General features: G+C 62.8%; 19 protein-coding genes. 6 read left to right on the forward strand and 13 right to left on the reverse strand.

The features are described from left to right. Window positions 1-5: 5 nt before the first annotated feature. Both JHL16_RS31680 and mutS read right to left on the reverse strand, forming a co-directional pair. Complete coding sequence (locus tag JHL16_RS31680) at window positions 6-2,750, reverse strand: [protein-PII] uridylyltransferase (RefSeq protein WP_200188840.1); 2,745 nt, start codon at window positions 2,748-2,750, stop codon at window positions 6-8. Next, window positions 2,747-5,440: a DNA mismatch repair protein MutS gene (mutS, locus tag JHL16_RS31685; protein WP_420884578.1), complete on the reverse strand. Its 2,694-nt coding sequence runs from the start codon at window positions 5,438-5,440 to the stop codon at window positions 2,747-2,749. The genes JHL16_RS31680 and mutS overlap by 4 nt, the downstream gene beginning before the upstream one ends. A 241-nt stretch (window positions 5,441-5,681) precedes the next feature. Here mutS and JHL16_RS31690 point away from each other — a divergent pair, with 241 nt between their 5' ends. Beyond that, window positions 5,682-7,958, forward strand: coding sequence for an NADP-dependent malic enzyme (locus JHL16_RS31690; RefSeq protein WP_200188842.1), 2,277 nt, complete (start codon window positions 5,682-5,684; stop codon window positions 7,956-7,958). A gap of 97 nt (window positions 7,959-8,055) precedes the next feature. Here JHL16_RS31690 and olsB read toward each other — a convergent pair whose 3' ends face one another. The 3 genes from olsB to JHL16_RS31705 all read right to left on the reverse strand — a co-directional run bounded on the left by olsB (window position 8,056) and on the right by JHL16_RS31705 (window position 11,489). Continuing rightward, entirely contained in the window at window positions 8,056-8,946 is an 891-nt protein-coding gene (gene olsB, locus JHL16_RS31695) for a l-ornithine N(alpha)-acyltransferase (RefSeq protein ID WP_200188843.1), read from the reverse strand. 108 nt (window positions 8,947-9,054) lie between these two features. Then, window positions 9,055-10,917: a response regulator gene (locus tag JHL16_RS31700; protein ID WP_200188844.1), complete on the reverse strand. Its 1,863-nt coding sequence runs from the start codon at window positions 10,915-10,917 to the stop codon at window positions 9,055-9,057. A 104-nt stretch (window positions 10,918-11,021) separates the two neighbouring features. After that, a complete protein-coding gene (locus JHL16_RS31705) occupies window positions 11,022-11,489 on the reverse strand; it encodes an Lrp/AsnC family transcriptional regulator (protein WP_348647306.1) in 468 nt (155 codons plus the stop codon). Between the two features lie 84 nt (window positions 11,490-11,573). Between JHL16_RS31705 and JHL16_RS31710 the strand changes: the two genes are divergently transcribed. Continuing rightward, window positions 11,574-12,434 (forward strand): EamA family transporter, encoded by an 861-nt coding sequence (locus JHL16_RS31710; RefSeq protein WP_200188845.1) that lies wholly within the window; start codon window positions 11,574-11,576, stop codon window positions 12,432-12,434. On the opposite strand, the gene JHL16_RS31715 is transcribed toward JHL16_RS31710, so the two are convergent. From JHL16_RS31715 to JHL16_RS31730, 4 genes are all read right to left on the reverse strand, one after another. Then, window positions 12,407-12,814, reverse strand: a complete 408-nt coding sequence (locus tag JHL16_RS31715; protein ID WP_200188846.1) for a hypothetical protein — start codon at window positions 12,812-12,814, stop codon at window positions 12,407-12,409. The two genes, JHL16_RS31710 and JHL16_RS31715, sit on opposite strands and share 28 nt — an antisense overlap. Before the next feature lie 60 nt (window positions 12,815-12,874). Continuing rightward, window positions 12,875-13,579: a DNA helicase gene (locus JHL16_RS31720; RefSeq protein ID WP_200188847.1), complete on the reverse strand. Its 705-nt coding sequence runs from the start codon at window positions 13,577-13,579 to the stop codon at window positions 12,875-12,877. A gap of 227 nt (window positions 13,580-13,806) precedes the next feature. Then, a complete protein-coding gene (locus tag JHL16_RS31725; protein WP_200188848.1) occupies window positions 13,807-14,349 on the reverse strand; it encodes a hypothetical protein in 543 nt (180 codons plus the stop codon). Window positions 14,350-14,371: 22 nt separating this feature from the next. Further along, entirely contained in the window at window positions 14,372-15,904 is a 1,533-nt protein-coding gene (locus tag JHL16_RS31730; protein WP_200188849.1) for a YifB family Mg chelatase-like AAA ATPase, read from the reverse strand. A gap of 134 nt (window positions 15,905-16,038) precedes the next feature. Between JHL16_RS31730 and JHL16_RS31735 the strand changes: the two genes are divergently transcribed. From JHL16_RS31735 to JHL16_RS31750, 4 genes are all read left to right on the forward strand, one after another. Then, window positions 16,039-16,407, forward strand: coding sequence for a type II toxin-antitoxin system RelE/ParE family toxin (locus tag JHL16_RS31735; protein ID WP_200188850.1), 369 nt, complete (start codon window positions 16,039-16,041; stop codon window positions 16,405-16,407). Further along, window positions 16,394-16,684 (forward strand): helix-turn-helix domain-containing protein, encoded by a 291-nt coding sequence (locus JHL16_RS31740; RefSeq protein WP_200188851.1) that lies wholly within the window; start codon window positions 16,394-16,396, stop codon window positions 16,682-16,684. The genes JHL16_RS31735 and JHL16_RS31740 overlap by 14 nt, the downstream gene beginning before the upstream one ends. Window positions 16,685-16,773: 89 nt before the next feature. Next, entirely contained in the window at window positions 16,774-17,487 is a 714-nt protein-coding gene (locus JHL16_RS31745) for an alpha/beta hydrolase family protein (RefSeq protein ID WP_348647307.1), read from the forward strand. 136 nt (window positions 17,488-17,623) lie between these two features. Then, window positions 17,624-18,334: a hypothetical protein gene (locus tag JHL16_RS31750; protein ID WP_200188853.1), complete on the forward strand. Its 711-nt coding sequence runs from the start codon at window positions 17,624-17,626 to the stop codon at window positions 18,332-18,334. Between the two features lie 13 nt (window positions 18,335-18,347). On the opposite strand, the gene JHL16_RS31755 is transcribed toward JHL16_RS31750, so the two are convergent. From JHL16_RS31755 to rsmI, 4 genes are read right to left on the reverse strand one after another with little or no spacing between them, the layout of a single operon-like run. Next, window positions 18,348-18,830: a nucleoside/nucleotide kinase family protein gene (locus JHL16_RS31755; protein WP_200188854.1), complete on the reverse strand. Its 483-nt coding sequence runs from the start codon at window positions 18,828-18,830 to the stop codon at window positions 18,348-18,350. Window positions 18,831-18,844: 14 nt separating this feature from the next. Continuing rightward, the gene (gshB, locus tag JHL16_RS31760) at window positions 18,845-19,789 is read right to left on the reverse strand and encodes a glutathione synthase (protein WP_200188855.1); all 945 of its coding nucleotides are present in this window, start codon (window positions 19,787-19,789) and stop codon (window positions 18,845-18,847) included. A gap of 1 nt (window position 19,790) precedes the next feature. Beyond that, window positions 19,791-20,171: a YraN family protein gene (locus JHL16_RS31765; protein ID WP_200188856.1), complete on the reverse strand. Its 381-nt coding sequence runs from the start codon at window positions 20,169-20,171 to the stop codon at window positions 19,791-19,793. After that, window positions 20,131-21,054, reverse strand: a complete 924-nt coding sequence (rsmI, locus tag JHL16_RS31770; protein WP_200188857.1) for a 16S rRNA (cytidine(1402)-2'-O)-methyltransferase — start codon at window positions 21,052-21,054, stop codon at window positions 20,131-20,133. The genes JHL16_RS31765 and rsmI overlap by 41 nt, the downstream gene beginning before the upstream one ends. Window positions 21,055-21,184: the final 130 nt, after the last annotated feature.

Raw genomic sequence — 21,184 nt, forward strand, 5'->3', positions numbered from 1 at the left:
CAAGGTCACCCCTTCTGGTCGGCAAGTACGGCCAAAAGCTGGCGTTCGATCTGGGCATGGCGGGTGGCGCTCACGATCTTGGCGCCGGTGAGATCGGTCACATAGAAGACGTCGATGACGCGCTCGCCATAGGTGGTGATATGGGCCGAGCCGATATTGAGATTGAGGCGGTAGAGAGCTTCCGTCAGGTCGTAGAGGAAACCGACACGGTCGAGGCCGTTGACCTCGATGACGGTGAAGCGGTTCGACGAGTCGTTGTCGATGATGACCCGGGGCGCCACCTTGAAGGCCTGGAGCCGCGTTTCCGGATGCTGGACCTTGGCGATGAGGTCCTTGATCCGGACCTCGCCTTTCAGGACCTGGCGCACCAGAGTGGCGACGCGCTCGGCGCGCCGGCCCTCATCCTCGCTATTGGCGAATTGCCGCTGGATCAGGATCGTGTCGAGCGCCAGGCTGTCGGCGGTGGTGAAGATCTGGGCGCCGGCGATATTGGCATTGGCGGCGGCGCAGGCGCCGGTGATCAGCGCCAGGAAACGCGGATGATCAGGCGCATGAATGGTGAGCTCGGTGATGGCGGTGAATTCATCGGTCCGGACTTCGGTGGCGACCGGCTCGCCCTCGGCCTTGGCGCGCGCCATCAGCCGCTCATGCGCCACTTGCTTGTCGGTGTCGACATTGAGCCAGTAATTGTCGTAGTGGCGCGCCGCATAAGCCGTCTTCTGCTCAGGCGTCCAGTCCGGATAGTGGGCGAAGAATTTCGCCTGCGCCTCGGCGACACGCTCTTTCCGCGAGATGCTGGTATGGCCACCCGACAGAACCGGCTCGGTCTCGAAATAAAGCGTGCGCAGAAGCTGGCCTTTCCAGCCGTTCCAGGCCGATGGCCCGACGGCGCGGATATCGGCGACGGTGAGGATGAGCAGAAGCTTCAGGCGCTCCGGCGATTGCACCACATTGGCGAAATCGAGAATGGTCTTGAAGTCGTTGAGATCGCGCATCTGCGCCGTCTCGCTCATCAGCAAATGATAGCGGATGAGCCAGGCGACGGTCTCGGTTTCGGGCGCCGTGAGCCCCAGACGCGGGCACAAGGTCTTGGCCACGCGCTCGCCGGCGATCGAATGGCTTTCCTTGCGGCCCTTGGCGATGTCATGCAGCAGCACCGCGACATAAAGCACCCGCCTGCTCGACACGGTGGGGAAAATCTCGGTCGACAGCGGATGGTCGTTGGAGAAGCGGCCGCGCTCGATCGCCGCCAGGATGCCGACCGAACGGATCAGATGCTCGTCGACCGTATAGTGATGATACATGTTGAACTGCATCATCGCGACGATCTTGCCGAATTCGGGAATGAAGCGGCCGAGCACGCCCGCCTCGTTCATGCGCCGCAAAGCCGTCTCGGGATCGCGAGACTCCGTCAGGAGCTTGAGAAACAGCGCATTGGCTTCCGGGTCGGCGCAGACCTCCTTGTTGATGCGCGCCAGATTGCGCCTGACCGCTTTCAAGGCGTCGGGATGGATCTCGAGATCCTTCTCGGCGGCGAGCGCGAAAAGCCGGATCATATTGACCGGCGCCGAGATCAGCACCTCTTCGTCGACGACGGTCAGGCGGTTGGCCTCGATGCGGAAATCGGGTGCCCCGGCAATGGCGCCCGAACGCCTCGCGCTGAAGCGGCCAAGCACGCGGCCGAAGACCGGCGTCGCTTTCATCTGGCGCGCTTCGAGCGAGGCCGAAAAGATGCGGGTCAGGTCGCCGACATCCTTGGCGACGAGAAAATAGTGCTTCATGAAGCGCTCGACATGCTTCAACCCGCCATGTGCCTTGTAGCCCAAACGCTCGGCGAGATCGGGCTGGCGGTCGAAGCTCAGGCGGTCCTCGGCGCGCTTGGCCACGAAATGCAGATGGCAGCGCACGGCCCAGAGGAAGTCCTCGCTCTTCTCGAACAGCGCCAGCTCCTCGCGGGTGAAGACGCCCTTCTCGGCGAGCTCCTTGGTCGAATTGGCGCCCGACAGGAATTTCGCGATCCAGAACAGAGTATGGAGATCGCGCAGCCCGCCTTTGCCGTTCTTCACATCGGGCTCGACCAGATAGCGGCTCTCGCCCGCCTTGAAATGACGCTCGTCACGCTCGGTGAGCTTGCTGGCGACGAAGGCCTTGGCGCCTTTCGCCGCGATCTCCTTGCGGAAGCGCTGGTTCAGCGTGTCGAACAGCGACTCCTCACCGCAAATGTAGCGCGCCTCGAGAATGGAGGTGAGTATGGTCGAATCCGACTGCGCCAGCCTGATGCAGTCATCGACGCTGCGGGTGGCGTGGCCGACCTTGAGGCGCGTGTCCCACAACGCATAAAGAATGAACTCGATGACGCTCTCGCTCCAGCCGGTCTGCTTATAGGGCAGCAGAAAAAGCAGATCGATGTCGGAGCCGGGCGCCAGCGTGCCGCGGCCATAGCCGCCGACCGCGACGATGGCGAGCTTCTCCGCCCCCGACGGGGTCGAGGCGCGATAGAGCTTGCGCACCGCGAAATCATGAAGCGCATGGATGATTTCGTCCTGCGCTTGCGCCAGATGCATGGCGCAGAGCGTGCCGCGGCCGTCTTCCATCAGCTGGCGCTCGGCCTCGGCGCGCGCTGTGGCCAATGTCTCCTTCAGGATGGCGACGATACGCGGCCTGAGATCCTTGCCGGGCTGAAGCTCCGCAAGCCTCGCCCGCAGAGCCGGACCATCGATGAGAGGGACTGACTTTTTGATTGAGGTCATGACCCCGGCCGTTTGGCCGCGAGCAGAGCACGCAGCTCATAAAGCAGATCGAGCGCCTGGCGCGGCGCCAACTCGTCGGGCGAGATGTCGGCAAGCCGCTTCTCGACATCGCTCGGCCCGGCGGGCGCCGCCGCCGTTCCCTTCGGGCGCGCGGCGGAGAACAGCGGCAGATCGGCGAAGAGCGAGTCGGCATGGGCGCCGGGCTCGTCTTTTTTTTCGAGGAGCGTCAACACTTCCGATGCGCGCGCGATGACCGCCGGAGGAAGCCCGGCGAGCTTCGCCACTTGAATGCCATAGGAACGGTCGGCGACGCCGGGCGTCACCTCATGCAGGAAGACGACGTCGCCCTGCCATTCGCGCACCTTGACGGTGGCATTGGCGACGCCGCCGAGCCGGCCCGCCAGAGCGGTGAGCTCGTGATAATGCGTGGCGAACAAGGCGCGCGCCCGATTGATCTCATGCAGATGCTCGACCGCCGCCCAGGCGATGGAAAGGCCGTCGAAGGTCGCGGTACCGCGCCCGATCTCGTCGAGGATGACGAAGGAGCGTTCGGTCGCCTGGTTGAGGATCGCTGCCGTCTCGACCATCTCGACCATGAAGGTCGAGCGGCCGCGCGCCAGGTCATCCGCCGCACCAACGCGGCTGAACAGACGATCGACGATGCCGAGATGCGCCGCTTTGGCCGGCACGAAGGAGCCCATCTGCGCCATGATCACGATCAGCGCATTCTGGCGCAGGAAGGTCGACTTACCGGCCATGTTCGGACCGGTGAGCAGCCAGATGCGTTTGTCGTCGCCGGCGAGGCGGCAATCATTGGCGACGAAAGCCGCGGCGTCCTTCTGGGCCAGCATCGCCTCGACCACCGGGTGACGGCCCTGCTCGATCTCGACGCGCAAGGAACGGTCGACGACGGGCCGAACATAATTACGCCTGGCGCTCAATTCGGCGAGACCTGCCGCGACATCGACGCGTGCCACGGCCTCGGCGATGGCGGCGAGCCGGCGCGCCTCATCCTTGGTCGCCTCGTTGAGCCGCTCGAAAATCTCGAGCTCCAGCGCCAGAGCGCGATTGGCGGCGGACGCTATGCGCTCCTCGAGCGAGGACAATTCCTGGGTAACGAAACGCACCGCGCTGGCGATCGTCTGGCGGTGGAAGAATTTCGCATTGTGAGGTGCGGCTTGCAGCTGGGCTGCATTCTGCGCGGTGACCTCGATGAAGTAGCCCAGCACATTGTTATGCCGGATCTTCAGCGACTTGACGCCGGTCTCCGCGGCATAGTCGGCCTGCAATTGCGCGATGACCTTCTTGGTGTCGTCGCGCAGCTGGCGGTGATCGTCGAGCTCCTTGGAGAAGCCCTGGCGGACAAAGCCGCCGTCACGCGCATTGAGCGGCAGCTCGTCGCCCAAAACGGCGGCGAGATCGGCAAGGAGTAAAGCCGGCGGATCGGCGAGGACGGCCTGCGCCTCAGCGAGCTCGGCCGAGAGCGAGGCGAGGCCTTGCGGGTGGCCCAAAGCCTCGTTCAGTTCCGCCCCGGCCATGAGGCCGTCACAGATCGCCGCCAGATCGCGCGGACCGCCACGGCCAAGGAAGAGACGCGACATAGCGCGCTCGATATCGGGAAACTGGCGCAAGCTCTTGCGCAGTTGCTCGCGCAGGTCACGCGCCTCGACGAAATAACCGACCGAATCGAGCCGCCGCGCGATCATGTCGGGATCGGTCAGCGGCGACGCCAGCCGGCGCGCCAGAAGCCGCGCCCCCGCCGCGGTGACGGTACGGTCCAATATCGCCAGCAGGCTCGTGCCCGTCTCGCCGCTCTGGCTCTTCGTCAGCTCCAGATTGCTGCGGGTGGCTTGATCAATGATCATCTGGCCCGCGGGCTCCTCGCGCCTTGGCGGGCGCAGAGCCGGCGCGCGGCCGACCTGGGTGAGGAGCACATAATCGAGAAGCGTGCCGAGAGCCGAGACTTCCGCGCGCGTAAAGGCGCCGAAGCCGTCAAGGGCCGAAACGCCGAAATGCGTCTTGAGGCGCCGCTCGGCTTCGGTGCTGTCGAAACGGCTGGCCGGCAGCGGAGTAAGGGCGGCGCCCGTCGCCTCGAGCTGAGCGTCGAGGCCGGCTTCGCCGACCGTGTCGGGATGAATGATCTCGCCCGGCTCGAGACCGGCGAGATCGGCGGCGAGGCGATCGGCCGAAACCGGCAAAACGACGAATTCGCCCGATGAAATATCGGCATAAGCGAGCGCCAGGCTCTCATCGGCCTTGATGCGCGCCAAGGCGGCGATGAAGTTATTCTTGGCGCTTTTGAGGAGCGAATCCTCGGTCAAGGTGCCGGGGGTGATCAGGCGGATGACGTCGCGGCGGACGACCGATTTCGAGCCGCGCTTCTTGGCTTCGGCCGGGTCTTCCATCTGTTCGCAGATGGCAACGCGGTGGCCGGCGCGGATCAGGCGCTCCAGATACTGGTCGGCCGAATGCACCGGCACGCCGCACATCGGGATTTCCTCGCCCTGATGGCGGCCGCGCTTGGTCAGCGCAATCCCTAGGGTCTGCGAAGCGGCTTCCGCGTCGGTAAAGAACAATTCGTAGAAATCACCCATGCGATAGAAAAGCAGGCAGCCGGGATTGGCGGCCTTGATCTCGAGATACTGGGCCATCATCGGGGTGGCAGCGACAGCATCCCTGGGCGCGTTCATGTCGTTCATCGCGTCTTGATACGACAGATCGCGGCGGAATCAATGACCTTGAGATCGGGCAAAGCTGCCTTTACTGTCTGCCCGGATGCTGGGGAGACGCTTTCCGGCACCAGTGCGGGATCAGGAAAAGCGGATACCGGCTTTCCGTCCGATCACGCGCTGAAGATTAAGAACAGTCTAGCTGAGCCTTTGATCCCCAGGGTTATTCCGACCGCTATGGGTAGGGCTCCATGGGGAAATTATGAGTACTGATAAACGGGCGGCCCGGCCGAGCTTTACCGAACAGGAGGCGCTGCTCTTCCACCAGCGCGGCAAACCGGGAAAACTGGAAATCAATCCGACCAAGCCGATGGCGACGCAGCGTGATCTGTCGCTGGCTTACAGCCCCGGCGTCGCTGTACCCGTCCGTAAGATCGCCGAAGACCCCGACACCGCCTATGACTACACGGCGAAAGGCAATTTCGTCGCCGTCATCACCAACGGCACCGCCATTCTGGGCCTGGGTGATCTGGGCGCCTTGGCCGCGAAGCCGGTCATGGAAGGCAAGGCGGTGCTGTTCAAGCGCTTCGCCGATGTCGATTCGATCGATCTCGAGGTCGACACCAAGGATGTCGACGAATTCATCGGCGCGGTGCGTTATCTCGGCCCCACTTTCGGCGGCATCAATCTCGAGGACATCAAGGCGCCGGAGTGCTTCATCATCGAGCAGCGGCTGCGCGAACTCATGGACATCCCGGTATTCCATGACGACCAGCATGGCACGGCCATCATCTCGGCCGCGGCCCTCATCAATGCGCTCGCCATCACCAAGCGCGACATCAAGAAATTCAAGCTCGTCTGCAATGGCGCCGGCGCCGCCGCCATCGCCTGCATCGAGCTCATCAAATCCATGGGCGTGCCGCCGCAGAACGTCATTCTCGCGGACTCGAAGGGCGTGGTCTACAAGGGCCGCACCGAAGGCATGAACCAGTGGAAATCGGCGCATGCGATCGAGACCAAGGCGCGCACCCTCGCCGAGGCGATGGAAGGGGCGGATGTGTTCTTCGGCCTCTCCGCCGCCGGCGCGCTGACGCCCGCGATGGTCAAGAGCATGGCGAAGAACCCGATCATCTTCGCCATGGCCAATCCCGATCCCGAAATCACCCCGGAAGAAGTTTCCAAGGTGAGGGATGACGCCATCATGGCGACAGGGCGTTCCGACTATCCCAACCAGGTCAACAATGTCTTGGGCTTCCCCTATATCTTCCGCGGCGCCCTCGATGTGCGCGCCCGCACCATCAACGATCAGATGAAGATCGCCGCCGCCGAGGCGCTGGCGGCATTGGCGCGTGAAGAAGTGCCGGACGAAGTCGCCGCCGCCTATCACGGTTCGCGGATGCAATTCGGCCCCGGCTATCTCATCCCGGTGCCTTTCGACCCGCGTCTCATTTCGCGCATTCCGGTGGCGGTTGCCCGGGCCGCGATGGAATCGGGTGTGGCCCGTAAAGCCATCGCCGATCTCGATGCCTATGCGGGCGAGCTCTCCGCCCGCCTCAACCCGATCGCCGGCACGCTGCAGAACATCTACGAAAGCGTCAAGTCCAACCCGAAGCGCGTCGTCTTCGCCGAAGGCGAGGAAGACCGGATGATCCGCGCCGCCAACAGCTTCGCCAATAACGGCCTCGGCAAGGCGATCCTCGTCGGACGCGAGGCGCAGATCGAGGAGGCGTTGAAGATCAGCGCCGTCGAGCTGGCCGACAATGTCGAGATCACCAATGCCAAGCTCTCGGCGCGCAATGTCGATTATGCCAACTACCTCTATGAAAGGCTGCAGCGCAACGGCTTCCTGTTCCGCGACTGCCAGCGCCTCGTCAACAACGACCGCAACGTCTTCGCCGCCTGCATGCTGGCGCTCAACGACGCCGATGCGGTGGTGACCGGCCTCACGCGCAACTTCTCCGTCGCCCTCGACAATGTGAGGCGCGCCATCGACAACCGGCCGGGCCACAAGCCGATCGGCGTCTCCATGGCGCTGGTGCGCGGGCGCACCGTGTTCATCGCCGACACCTCGATCCACGAGCTGCCGTCGGCCGAGGAACTCGCCGATATCGCGCAGGAGGCCGCGGGCGTGGCGCGCCGCTTCGGCTACGAGCCCAAGGTGGCGTTCCTGTCCTATTCGACCTTCGGTTATCCGAAGGGCGAGCGCTCCGAATATGTACGCAAGGCGGTGACCATCCTCGACAAGCGCAATGTCGATTTCGAATATGACGGTGAGATGGGCGCCGACGTCGCGCTGTCACGCGAGGCGATGGCGCTTTATCCGTTCTGCCGCCTCACCGGACCCGCCAATGTGCTGGTCATGCCGGCGGCGCATTCGGCTTCGATCTCGACCAAGATGCTGCAACAGCTGGGCGGCGTCACGGTGGTGGGACCGCTTCTCACCGGCCTCGACAAGCCGGTGCAGATCGCCTCGATGTCTGCGACGGCGACCGACATCGTCAATCTGGCGGCGATCGCAGCTTACGACATCAATCGTTGATCACAATGCTCCCGGGCGGCGGTCTCACCGTCGTCCGGTCTCTTTTTCCGCATCGGCTTAGCCCGAAAACCGCTTCGCACTTTTCGGGCCGATGCGGTCACGATTGCGTGAGGGGATTCTCGCCGGGCTGTCCGAAATAGGAGAAGTAGCGCGGATTGATCGCCGAGATCGGCAGGATGATCAGCACGTCGATCGTATTGAACTGGTGATCGACCACCGCGCCATCGCCGATATAGCAGCCGAGCCGCAGATAGCCCTTGATGAGCGGCGGCAAGATGCGCAAGGCGCGTTTGGCGTCGACCTTGGCGGGCGGCAGGACATTCATCTCCACCTTGCGGCCGGGCAGCGCGCTCACTTGCCATTCGGGCGGCGGCGCACTGTTCTGCGCCATGAAGCTCAGCGCCATCGCGTGATGCGCGGGATCGGTGCCTTCGAGACTGGCGCAGCCCAGCATCACGTCGAGATCATAGAGGCGGACATAATTCCAGATGCCCTGCCAGAGCAGCTCGACCACCGGCTTGGTGCGATAGGGCTTCAATACACAGGACCGGCCGAGCTCGAGGAATTTGAGCCCGCTATGGCGCTTGATCAGCGGCGCGATATCGAATTCGTCTTGGGTATAGAAGCCGCCCGAATGCTCGGCGACCGACTGGCGCAGAAGCCGGTAGGTACCGACGAGCTCGCCATCCTCGACCCTGATCTCATCGGGTCCCACCGCCGCGCCCTTGCGCACGACGAGCAGATGATCGCAGATCGCGTCGTAACGATCGGCGTCGCGCCGGCTCGCCAACGCTTTCGCATCGGGCTTGGCCTCGAGTTCTTCGTAGAAGACGCGGTAGCGCAGATGCTGAGCGGCATCGATGTCGGCCGCACCGTCGGCCAGCCTGACGGTCAAGTCAGCCTTGGTGCCGAGCACGAAGCCCGGATCAATCCCATCGCGCCCGGGCGCCCCGCCGCGGGGGCGTGGTGCTAGAGAATGTACGGCCATCAAGCCCTGCCTCCGCAAACCGGCCTGCTGCCGGCCGCCGCACAGTGCCACAGACCGAAGAACAAAGAAAGTTCACAGACCGGTGACGGCACTCCACCTTCCCATTCGTCAAGCCGCCGGACGCCGGGCGGTCAGCGCGGTAATCGCCTCGTCGAGATCCTGGCGATCGAAGGGCTTCGCCATATGACCGTTCATACCGGCGGCCAGGCAGGCGGCCTGATCGGCGGAACTGGCATTGGCGGTCAAAGCGAGAATGGGAACATCCGGCATGAATTGGCCGGCCCTGAGCCGACGCGCGGTTTCGAGACCGTCGAGCTCCGGCATCTGGACATCCATGATGATGAGATCGGGACGGCCGCCGTTCTCGATATAATCGAGCACCGCCTTGCCGTTGGTCACGTGATGGACGGCGTGATCGGATTTCTCCAGCAAGGTGCGGGTCAGGAGCGCATTGACCGGATTGTCCTCGGCGAGCAGCACATTGAGATGCGCCGTCTTCTTCTTGACCGACGCCACGCGGCGCAGATCGCTGACGGCGCTGGCGATGGTGTGATCGTCGCTCTGCAGCAGCTGACGCAGCAAGGTGGTGCGTCGCAACGGCTTCAGCAGATAGCCGGCGAAGGGACTGCCGAGAAAATCGCGCAATGCCCGGCGCTCCTCGGCTTGAAGCAGCGTGAAGATGGGTTTTCCAGGCGGGCGCTTGCCGTCATGCGCGGCGCGCCAGACCGCGAGTGTCGCGGCGAAACTCGAATCGCAAATGAGGCCATTGGCGGAATGCGGCTTGCGCAGGGCCTGGCGCAACGCCGTATCGCCGGCGACGGGGCGCGTCTCGGCGCCGAGCCCTTTGAGCGTCGCCTCGAGGCTCGCCAAGGTCGGTCCCGCCGGCACGGCGAGCTCATAGATACGGCCCTTCAAAGGCTCGTTGGGCTTCTCGTTGCGCACGCTGACGCAAGGCAGGCTGACGCGGAAGCGCGATCCCTTGCCGCGCTCGCTATCCACCGTGACGCCGCCGCCCATGCTCTGGGCGAGATTGCGCGAGATCGACAGACCAAGGCCGGTGCCGCCATAACGGCGCTGCGTATCCTCGCCCGCTTGCGCGAATTCCTCGAAGATGCGCGCCTGCTCCTCGGCCGTCATGCCGATGCCGGTATCGGCGATCTCGGCGATGAAGGTGATCTTCTCGGGATCGCCGTCACAGGATGTCGATGAAAGCGTGATCGCCACGCCGCCATGATCGGTGAATTTGATCGCGTTGCCGGCGAGATTGAGGAAAATCTGACGCAGGCGCAATTCGTCGACGAGGATGCGCGGCGGCAGCGAGACGGCGCCCGAGCAGGTGATCTCGATACCCTTGGCATGCGCGCGGGGCGCCAGAAGTTCGGTGACACTTTCGGCCAGGATCAACGGATCGATCCAATCGGGGGCGAGCGCGACGCGGCCCGATTCGATCTTCGAGATGTCGAGGATCTCGTCGATGATCGAGAGCAGCGAACGCGCCGAGGCATCGACCGCGCCGGCATAATTGCGCTGCTCGGGATTGAGATCGGTGTCGAGCAGAAGTCCGTTCATGCCGATGATGCCGTTCATCGGGGTGCGGATCTCATGGCTGGTCGCGGCGAGGAAGCGGCTCTTGGCCTGGCTCGCGGCCTCGGCCTCCTCGCGCGCCTGCTGCAAGGTGGTAAGCACCGTCTCGATGCTTTCGCGGCGCATGTCGGAAGCGCGCCGGCCGAAATAGACGGCGAGCGCCACGACGCAGGTGAGGAAGACGCCGATCGGCGCCCAGGCCCGGTTCAGACCGTCGCCGCCGAAGATGAAATGCACGCACAGAGCGAGGCCCGCCGCGAGCAGCAGCGTGCCGCCCGCGAATTGCAGCGGGCTGAAGCGAATACCGGGTCTGGCCAACACACCGAGCGCTTGGGTGAGCGCTGCGGTGCGGTCGGCCAGACCATCCTGTTTGCGGGAAGACTCCATAAGGGCCTGCCACTTCGTTTTTTTGACGCCTGTTGTCCGGCAAACTCGCACAGCCGGATTAGCAAAAGCCTACCGCGTAAGATGAGCGTCAATAAAGAGTAAACTCAGCCCAATCTCGGCGTCCGTCGCCAGACCGGCGAGGACTGGATGATCGAGGTGTTGGTCTGCGCATAGGGCAATAATCGGTCGATGACACGCTCGAGATCCTCGATGCGGGCGACGAAGACCTTAGCGATGAAACAATCATCCCCGGTGACGCGGTCACATTCGACGATTTCGGGAATGTCGGCGAGAAGGGCCGCGACCCGCGGCAATTCCCCCATCGCCGGGCGCACCCTTATATAGGCGCCGAGGGCGAGGCCGAGCGCCACATGATCGAGCTTCACCGTATAGCCTGAAATGACACCCAGATCCTCGAGGCGGCGCGCCCGGTCGGCGGCACTTTGCGCCGACATGCCGATGAGGCGGCCGAGATCGGCCATGGAAATGCGGGCATTGCCGGCGAGCGCGGTCAGAATCTGATGGTCGGCGGCGTCGAGAGCAACGCCTGAGATTCTACGATTATTTTTCACATTGACCTCCGAATGCCTGGATATTGTCCGTTTATACTACTATTCTTAAGTCGCTTCGGGCGAAATTTCCTTCATTCTGAAGGTATGAACGGGTTCGCAGAGCGGCTGCCGCCACATGTCTATTTCCTGATCAGCGCCGTCTTCCATTATCTGGGGCCGTCCTTCGCCGTGCTGCTGTTCGCCCATCTGTCGCCTGAGGGCGTCGCCTGGCTCCGGATCGCCGCCGCCGCCGCTTTGTTCGCCCTCTGGCGCAGCCCGCTGCGGACACTCGGCGAAGCGACGTCCCGGTCCCGCCGCCTCATCCTGCTGCTCGGCCTCATTCTGGCCGCCATGAATATCTGCTTCTATCTGGCGATCGCCCGTTTGCCGCTCGCCACGGTCGCCGGGATCGAATTCGCCGCCACCATCGCGGTGGCGCTTTTCGGGCTGCGGAACTTGCGCAACCTGACCGCTCTTGCCTTCGCGGTCGCGGGTGTCTTCCTGCTCATCGGCTTCACCGCCGCGGGCGATCCCTTGGGCCTCATCTTCGCCTTCGCCAATGCGGTCCTCTTCGCCCTCTACATCATTGTCGGCCACGCGCTCGCCGAAGAAGGCGGCGCCTCCGGCGTAATGCGGCTCGCCGCCGCCATGACGGTCGCCTTCATCCTGGCGTCACCCTTCGGCATCGGCGATGTCGCCACCGTGCTGGCGCATCCGCTTCTGATCCTGGCCGGCATCGGTGTCGGCCTCTCTTCCTCCGTCATTCCCTATATCTGCGACCAGCTGGCGATGGCGCGGCTGCCGCGGGCGAGCTTCGCGCTCATGCTGAGCCTGCTCCCCGCCATCGCCGCAGTGACCGGCGCCGTCGTGCTCCGGCAGATACCCGGGCCCGCCGATCTCCTGGGCATTCTCCTGGTCGTTCTGGGAGTCGGCCTGCATCAGCCGGCTGAACGCTTGCCCCAATAGTCAAAAGCGAGCTTCTGCCGGCGCCGCACGAAAGTCTGCGCCTCCTTGCCGGTCCACGGCCCCTCGTAACCCAGGCGATGGAGCTTATCGATCCACCAACCCTGACCGGGCAGCCGGTCGGATTCTCGAACCACCAGGGCCGCGAGCTCCGGTTCGCGGGCGGTGTGGCCGGCCTCGTCGATCGCGGTGAGCGTTCGGCACAACGCCCGCATCTTGGGCCGCGTGAAGCGATGACCGAGCTCCATCAGCAATTCCGCATAGCTCACGTCGCGCCGCTCCCGCGCCGCCTTGATCAGCAGTGCCCTCACCGCCGCGACATCGCTGATCGGCGTGCCGGGAAGCTCGTCGAATGAATCGTGGCTGTCGCGCATCCTGCTCATGGAGCGAGATTAGCACTGCCGGACGAGACTTGCATGCGCTCGCTCAGATCGTTAGCGCGCTTAGCGCAGCCGGACATCACCATCATGAATGAAGCAGGTCTTGTCGAAGAGCCTCAGATCCAGCGGATTGGGCAATCGCACATCGTCGAGATCGGGAAGCGGCTTTTTCGCCGGATCAAACGAGCGATCGATCTGCGAGAGAAAGGCGATGATCAGGCCGCGGGCTTGCGCGAAGGATCTGAGCGCCTGGACCTGGATCATCAGCGCCGGCTTCTCGCGCTTCTGGTCGAGCAGCTGGAGGTAGTCCACGACGACGAACGTGCCGCGCTGCGCCGATGCCAGCTTCGACATGATGTAATCGGCGCTGATGGCATCGGAACTGTCGAAATCGAAGAGCGGACGGAAATCCGTCCAGTCGACGCCGATGGTCCGGAAGCTTTTCTCGATATCCCCTTGCGCCGCCTCCAGGCTGAAAAAGGCGCCACGCCCGCCGGCGTTCATAGCTTCGACGGTCAGCTCAAGGCTGAGCAAGGTCTTGCCGTGACCTGGACGCGCGCCGATCAGCACCAGATCGCCGGGCTTCAGCTGGGTGAAGAGATCACGCGGCGACAGGGTCGCGGTGCTTTTCGCGGCGAGCAGGCTCCAGCGGGCGAAGCCTTCGCCGGCGGCGATGCGGTCGAGCGCATCATGAAGGGGAATGCCCTTCTCGCGCGACAGACGCTTGGCGCTGCGTTTCAAATGATAGACGGGAGCGGACAGTTTCATCTCAAACCTCCTATGCGAGCCTCTTTCGCAATCCCTCCGCATGCTGGGTGCCCGAACAGTCGGTCCGAAATCAAATTAGCCCCGCATGAAATGTGCTTTCCCGTTGGAGGGGGGAGGCATGGGCCGTGCCAGAATCAGATGATAGCGGATTTTCCGTTGCTGGAGAATTGCCCCGTTCCCGACGCTTGGTGTGCACTTCACGCAGCGTGATAAGCGGGAAGTTCTGCCTACACGGAGAAGACAGAGAATATTCGATAAGGGCCTGGCTCGCAGTCCTTGAAGGCTCCCCTCTTCAGATGAGCAATCGCCTCCTCCAGCGATGGGAGGAGGCAATGCTGATTGACGCTGAGCTTCAGGGCCATGCTGTTGCATGAAAGTGGAGAGCATTCCGGCCCCGCACCCGCATAGAATGTGACGGCATCAAATCCCTCGAGTGTCTTGATCCCCGGTACAGTGACATTGGCGGCAGCGGTGTGATGAGGTGCCTGCAATGGTCCTTCACGGCCTTCATCATCGAATTGCCGCTCATAAATCTCATAATAGAAGAAGCGCGTATCCTTGAGGTCGACCGATTTCTTTGCCGCAATCTCCCGAATGACGTCGATGGAATCGAAGAGCCAGAACCCGTTGTGTTTCCACTCGGTGTGACAGTCGTCGACAAACCAGCTCGATACGCAGGCGCTGACGGAATAGACGTCTTTCACGCGAGCAGCGCCAAGCCAATCAGGGCGATCGGCCACAAACTTTGCCATATAGCCGGCGGGGATCATGATGCACGCCTGTTCCAGCGGATCACGCCGCCTGGCGGAAGGCGGCGAGCTTCTGGCGGTAGCTCAGCGCCTCGACGATGTGGATGCGGCCGACCCGGTCCTGACCGTCGAGATCGGCGAGCGTACGGGCGACGCGCAGCACGCGGTGATAGCCGCGCGCCGACAGCATCATCTGATCGGAAGCCTCCTGCAGGATGCGCAGGCCCGGATCGTCGGGCGTGGCGATCTGATCGAGAACCTGGCCATCGGCCTGGGCATTCGTCGTCAGATGGCGCACCCCCAATCTCGCGAAGCGTGCACGCTGGCGGTCGCGCGCCTGCGCCACCCGCGCCGCCACTTCGGCGCTCCCTTCCGAAGGCGCGGACCTGGCCAGATCGGCGGCGCGCACGGCGCCGAGCTCGATCTGAATATCGAGGCGATCGATCAGCGGGCCCGACAAACGCGCCTGATAGTCACCGGCACAGCGCTGGCCCTTGGCGCAGACATGACCGGGCTCGCCGGCCATGCCGCATTTGCACGGGTTCATCGCCGCGACGAGCTGGAAACGCGCGGGATAAGTCACGTGATAATTAGCCCGCGCCACTTGCGTCTCACCCGTCTCCAGCGGCTGGCGCAGTGCTTCAAGCACGCGCGGCTGGAATTCCGGCAATTCATCGAGGAACAGCACGCCATGATGGCTCAAGGAAATCTCACCCGGCTTGGCGCGCAAGCCGCCGCCGACCAGCGCCGGCATGCTGGCCGAATGATGTGGCGACCGGAAAGGCCGCTTGCGCGTCACCTTGCCTTCCGCCAATTCACCGGCGAGGGAAGCGATCATGCTCGCTTCCAGCATCTCGCGTGCATCCATCGGCGGCAGGATCGACGGCAGGCGCTGCGCCAGCATGGATTTGCCGGCGCCCGGCGGCCCGACCATCAGCAAATGGTGGGATCCAGCCGCCGCCACTTCGAGGGCGCGTTTGCCGGCCTCCTGGCCTTTGATGTCTTTCAGATCGGGCAAGCGGCCATGATCCTCGGCGATGCCGGGCGCCGGCCTGGACAGGACCTGCGTGCCCTTCACATGATTGAGGATCTGGATGATCGTCTGTGGGCTGATGATATCGACCTCGTCACCCGCCCAGGCGGCTTCCGGGCCGCAGGCTCGGGGGCAGATGAGGCCGAGACCCCGGGCATTGGCGGCGATCGCGGCGGGCAGCGCACCGGTGACGGCGCCCAGGGCCCCATCGAGGCCCATCTCGCCGATCACCATATAGCGGTTGAGGAAATCCTGGGGCAGCACGCCCAGAGCCGACAGCACCGCCAAAGCGATGGGCAGGTCGTAATGGCTGCCCTCCTTGGGGAGATCGGCGGGCGAGAGATTGACCGCCAGCCGCTTGCCCGGCAGCGCCAGGCCGACAGCGAACAACGCCGCCCGCACCCTTTCGCGGCTTTCCACCACTGCCTTGTCGGCGAGCCCAACGATATTGAACTGCACCTGGCCCGACAGAAACTGGGCCTGGACATCGACCGGCACCGCCTCGATGCCCTGAAAGGCGACCGTTGTTGCATGCGCCGTCATGAAGGCCCCTCTATTGCACTTTCACAACGTAAACCGGCCTGCTACAAAGTTCAAGAACATTAAGAGAACATACTTGTCGCCTCGATCAGACTTGCGTTATTACCTCATAAGGTATACCTTAAAAGGTAATAGAATTGAGCCGGCCCACGAAAATCCTGCAGGCGGCCTTTTATGCTTCAAGCACCGGAAAGCGGCCGGTGCGCGAATGGCTCATGGAGCTGGCGCCAGAGGACCGGAAGAGCATTGGCGAGGACATAGCGACATTGGAATTCTGCTGGCCGGTCGGGATGCCCAAATGCTCCCCGATGAAGAATGTGAAAGGTCTCTATGAAATTCGATCCAACATCTCATCGGGACGGATCGCCCGCATATTTTTCGTCTTGACCGGCAATCAAACGGTGCTTCTGCATGGCTTCGCGAAGAAAACGCAGAAGACGCCGGACAGAGAACTCAAATTGGCATCAGCTCGCCTGAAGGAAGTGCGGCACTATGAAAAAGATTAGGAACCCGCATACTGGTGAAAGCTTCGAGAGCTTCCTGCAGGATGAAGGCATTTACGAAGAGGTCACCGCGACCGCCATCAAGCGGACCATCGCGCTCCAGATCGCTCATGAGATGACCGCGCAGAAGATATCCAAATCCGAAATGGCGCGACGCATGAAAACGAGCGCCACTCAGCTTGGAAGGCTGCTCGATCCCGACAATGACCGCGTGCAGCTGGACACTCTGGTCAAGGCCGCGACAGCGGTCGGGAAAAGCCTGTGGGTGAAGCTGGCATAGCGGCATCTCCTGCTTATCTTTAGGAATGAAATGCCTATACTGCGCGCATGCCCGCATCGTCCATTTTCATTCCCTCGCCTGAACCGAACGTGAGATTGAAGCTCTTTGTGGCGCGCCCGCCGACCGATGATCCCGTCCCCACCATCATCTTCAATCACGGCTCGACCGGCAGGGGCGTCAACAAGGCCGTGTATTCGCGGCGATGGTGTCCGTCCCACATGCAGGATTATTTCACGCAGCGCGGCTGGATGGTCGTGTTCCCGCAACGCCGCGGCCGTGGCGGGTCGGAAGGTGTCTATGGCGAAGGCCTGGCCGCCGATGGCAGCGGCTATTCTTGCCAGCCCGATATCGCGCTGGCGGGTTTCGAGAGAGCCGTCGCCGATATCGATGCCGTCATGGCCCATCTCAAGACCCGCAAAGATGTCGATTTCGGGCGCATCGCCATCGGCGGCGCCTCGCGTGGCGGCATCTTGTCGATCGCCTATGCGGGCATGCGACCGGAAAGCTTAGTCGGCGCCGTCAATTTCAATGGCGGCTGGCTCGGAAGAGCCTGCCCCTCGCATGAGACCGTCAATCCGCTGATCTTCAAACGGGGCGCCGCCAACAAAGCGCCAACGATCTGGCTGCATGGCAGCTACGATCAATATTACCGCATCGCCCACTGCCGCCGGAATTTCGATGGGTTTGTGGCGGCGGGCGGGAAGGGCACCTTCAACGCCGCGCCGATGGGTCACAGCCTTCTCTTCAAGCCACTCCTGTGGCGCAAGCATCTCGACGCCTTCATGCAGCGTCTGGAGGCATGACTTTCATCCTGATCCGCCGCGCCATGGCGTCTGGGCTCTCGACATCCGTGACGATCATGTCGCTGAAGACCTAATCGCCCTTTAAAAGCATGATTCCGTAACGTAATCTCCCTGCGGCCTGTCGGAGAAAATCGTCATGGATCAGATTTCGCTGATATCCAGCCTAAAAGACCACCTTGATATTCTGTCGGGACTTGTCGGCTCAACCGTCGGTTTGGCATTGTTATCTGGCTGGGCCGGTCTTCAACGAACTGAAACAATCTCTCTTCTCGGAATGACCGTCACTCGGCGCGAGGCATTCTTTCTTCTCGCTGCCATATTTATTGGCGTCAACTTTGCTGCACTCATTCTATTCCTGCGCGTCGCAGACCTTTTACAACTTACCGCTGGTGAAAACTCTGTTGCAGCCATCACCGCTCTCGGCTCCCACCCATGGCCCTTCAACCCTTACGCATATTTTGGAGATTCAGCATTCTCCACAATATATAGCAGCGTTGGTTACGGATGCTTGATCATCATATGGTGGATCGGGCTTTCAACACTGACCCTATTCCAAGACCCGACTGACATTATCTCAAAATCCGTTTACGGACTATTTTTTGCGGTCGGCCTGCTATCCATGCTCGCCATTCAGTATGTGTTTTTTGTGGTACTCAAGATTCTACCGACGCTCCCATCGGCACTCCAAAGCGGCATTGAGAGCACAATACTCCCCAGAACAATAGCGACATTCGCGGGCATCGGCATTGGATTCCTGGTGGCCCAGGCCGTGAATACTTTCGCTGGAAAGCGACGGCAGCTTACAAATGAACAACAGATCAACGCGGCGGTCGGCCCAACTAAATGATCAAACACAACAACTACGACCGCAGACCTATCAATCCAGCGATCCGCAGCGCCATGACATCCGGGCTCTCGACATCCGTGACGATCACGTCGCTGAAATCCCGCGCGGCATAACCTTCCTCATACATCTCGCGGATGCGGGCGCGCTCTTCGGCGTCCAGCTTGCGGTCGCCGCGATCCTTGAGAACCAGCTCCATCGGCGGCGCCAGCGTCACGACGAAAAGCCGGGCGTCGCGTTTGGCGCACGCCTCCCGCAGAAGGACGAAGTCCTCAGGCCGCAGCGGATAAGCGATGACCAGGAAGGAGCGCTGCTTCTCTGCGATGAGCCCGGCCAGCCACGCCGTCGCCCGCTCGATCATTTCCTCGAACGGCACGCCTTCCGGAATGCCGTGATCATCGCCTTCGATGAATTCGGCGTCGGGCAACATTCCGGCCAGAACGCGGCCGATCGTGCTCTTGCCCGCATTGATCGGGCCGTTGAGGCAGATGACGATCATTGTCCGGATCGGGTTCAGGGCTTCCGCTTGCGCTCGATCGCGTCCCAGATCAGCGCGGCGATATCGGCGCCGCCGAAACGCTTCACTTCGCGGATGCCGGTCGGCGAGGTGACATTGATCTCGGTCAGCCAGTCGCCGATCACGTCGATGCCGACGAAGATGAGGCCCTTGGCCTTGAGGTCCGGCCCCAGCCTTTCGCAGATCTCGCGCTCGCGTTTCGTCAGCTCCGTCGGCTCAGGCCTGCCGCCGACATGCATGTTGGAGCGGTTTTCGTTCGCCGCCGGCACGCGGTTGATGGCGCCGGCGAATTCGCCGTCGACCAGGATGATGCGTTTGTCGCCCTTGCGCACCTCGGGCAGATAACGTTGCGCAATGAAAGGCTCACGGAAGCTCTGGGTGAAGAGCTCGACCAGCGCGCCGAAATTCTGATCCTCGCCGCCGAGGCGGAAAATACCGGCGCCGCCATTGCCGTAAAGGGGCTTGAGGATGATCTCGCCATGCTCGACGCGGAAGGCCTGGAGCTCCTTCGGATCGCGGGTGATGAGGGTCGGCGGCATCAGGTCGCCATACTGCATCACATAAAGCTTCTCCGGCGCGTTACGCACTTCGCGTGGGTCGTTCACCACCAGCGTCTTGGGGTGGATCTGCTCCAGCATGTGGGTGATGGTGATGTAGTTCATGTCGAAGGGCGGGTCCTGGCGCATATGCACCACGTCGAAGCGGCCCAGATCGACGCGCTCTTCCTTGCCCAGCGTGAAATGATTGCCCTTCTCGTCGCGCACCGTCACCGGATGGCCGGTGGCGAAGAGCGTGTTGCCCTTCAGCGCCAGGCCCTTGGGCTGATAATAGAAGAGATCGTGGCCGCGTGATTGCGCCTCGAGCATGATGGCGAAGGTCGAGTCGCCCGTTATGTTGATGCTCTCGATCGGATCCATCTGCACGGCAACACGAAGCTTCATATCAGTCTTCCACGATGAAGGCGTTGGGGATGTGTCGCGGCCACTGGTAGGGGGAGACCGCGACGATGTCAAAGCGGCAAATTCCGAGCGCCGCCTTGGGGTCGCGCGCCATCCAGACACGCGAAGCGGCGGCGATGCGGCGCGACTGGTAGTTGGTCACCGCCTCGACGGCGCGGTCGGCGTCGGCCCTGATCTTCACCTCGATGAAGGCGGTCACCTCGCCTTTGCGCATGATGAGATCGACCTCGCCCGGCCCCGCTTTGAAACGGCGCGCCAGGAGCCGATAGCCCTTGAGGCGCAGGCTCGCTTCGGCGACCGCCTCGGCCCAGCGGCCGCGGCGCTCATTGCGCCGTCGGGTCTTTGAGGGCGAGGAGGCGGGCATAGAGCTCCTTCTTGGGCAGGCCGAAACGATGCGCGACCTCGGCAGCGGCCTTGCTGGCTGGCATCGAGCGGGCGGCCTCGCGCAAGGCCTCATCGATCTCGTCCTGCGCCGGCGGCGCCTCGTCGCCCGGCGGCGACACCACGAGCGTGATCTCGCCCTTGATCGTCTGGCGCCCGGCGAGCTCGGCCTGGACCATCGCGGCGTCGCCCCGGATCGCCTCCTCGAAAAGCTTGGTGAGCTCGCGGGTGACGGCCACGTCACGCGGGCCCAGGACTTCGGCGATATCGGCCAGAGCGGCGGTGATGCGGCGCGCGCTTTCGAAGAAGATGAGAGTGGCCGGTACTTTCTTGAGGCTCTCCAGCACACGCCGGCGCTCGCCCTGCTTCTCGGGGAGGAAACCGCAGAACATGAAGCGGTCGGATGGGAGTCCCGACAGAGTGAGGGCCGCCAGAGGCGCCGAAGCCCCCGGAATGACATGCAGCGGCAGCCCCGCCTCGATGACCGCGCGGCCGAGCTTGTAGCCCGGATCCGACACCAGGGGTGTCCCCGCATCGCTCACCAGAACCAGGCTCTTCCCCGCCTTCAAGTCCTCCAGAATGCGGGGCCGCAGTTTCGCCGCATTGTGATCATGATAGGGAAGCAGCTTGGCTGTAATACCGTAGCGATGGAGCAACTTTCCGGTGACCCGCGTGTCCTCGCATAGAATCTCGTCGGCCGCCGCCAGGGCGTTAACCGCCCTTAACGATATATCGGCAAGATGACCTATCGGCGTGGCGGTGACGTAAAGGCCGGGCGCCAGGCTTTCCGCCTCGAAAACGACCCCCTTTATGGTATAGCGACGGCCGGACGGGGATTTCGTGTGAACAGGTGGAGTTGGGGACATTGAACGGACTGAGTGGATCTATGGTGGCAGGGACAATAGCGCCTCGCGCAACTCTTTGGCAGTGGCGCATTTTCCTTATCGGCCTCGTTGCCCTGGTCCTCTCCGCCTGCACCTCCTCCAAAATGGGCGA

Source organism: Taklimakanibacter albus (assembly GCF_016595235.1).
GTDB lineage: Bacteria > Pseudomonadota > Alphaproteobacteria > Rhizobiales > Aestuariivirgaceae > Taklimakanibacter > Taklimakanibacter albus.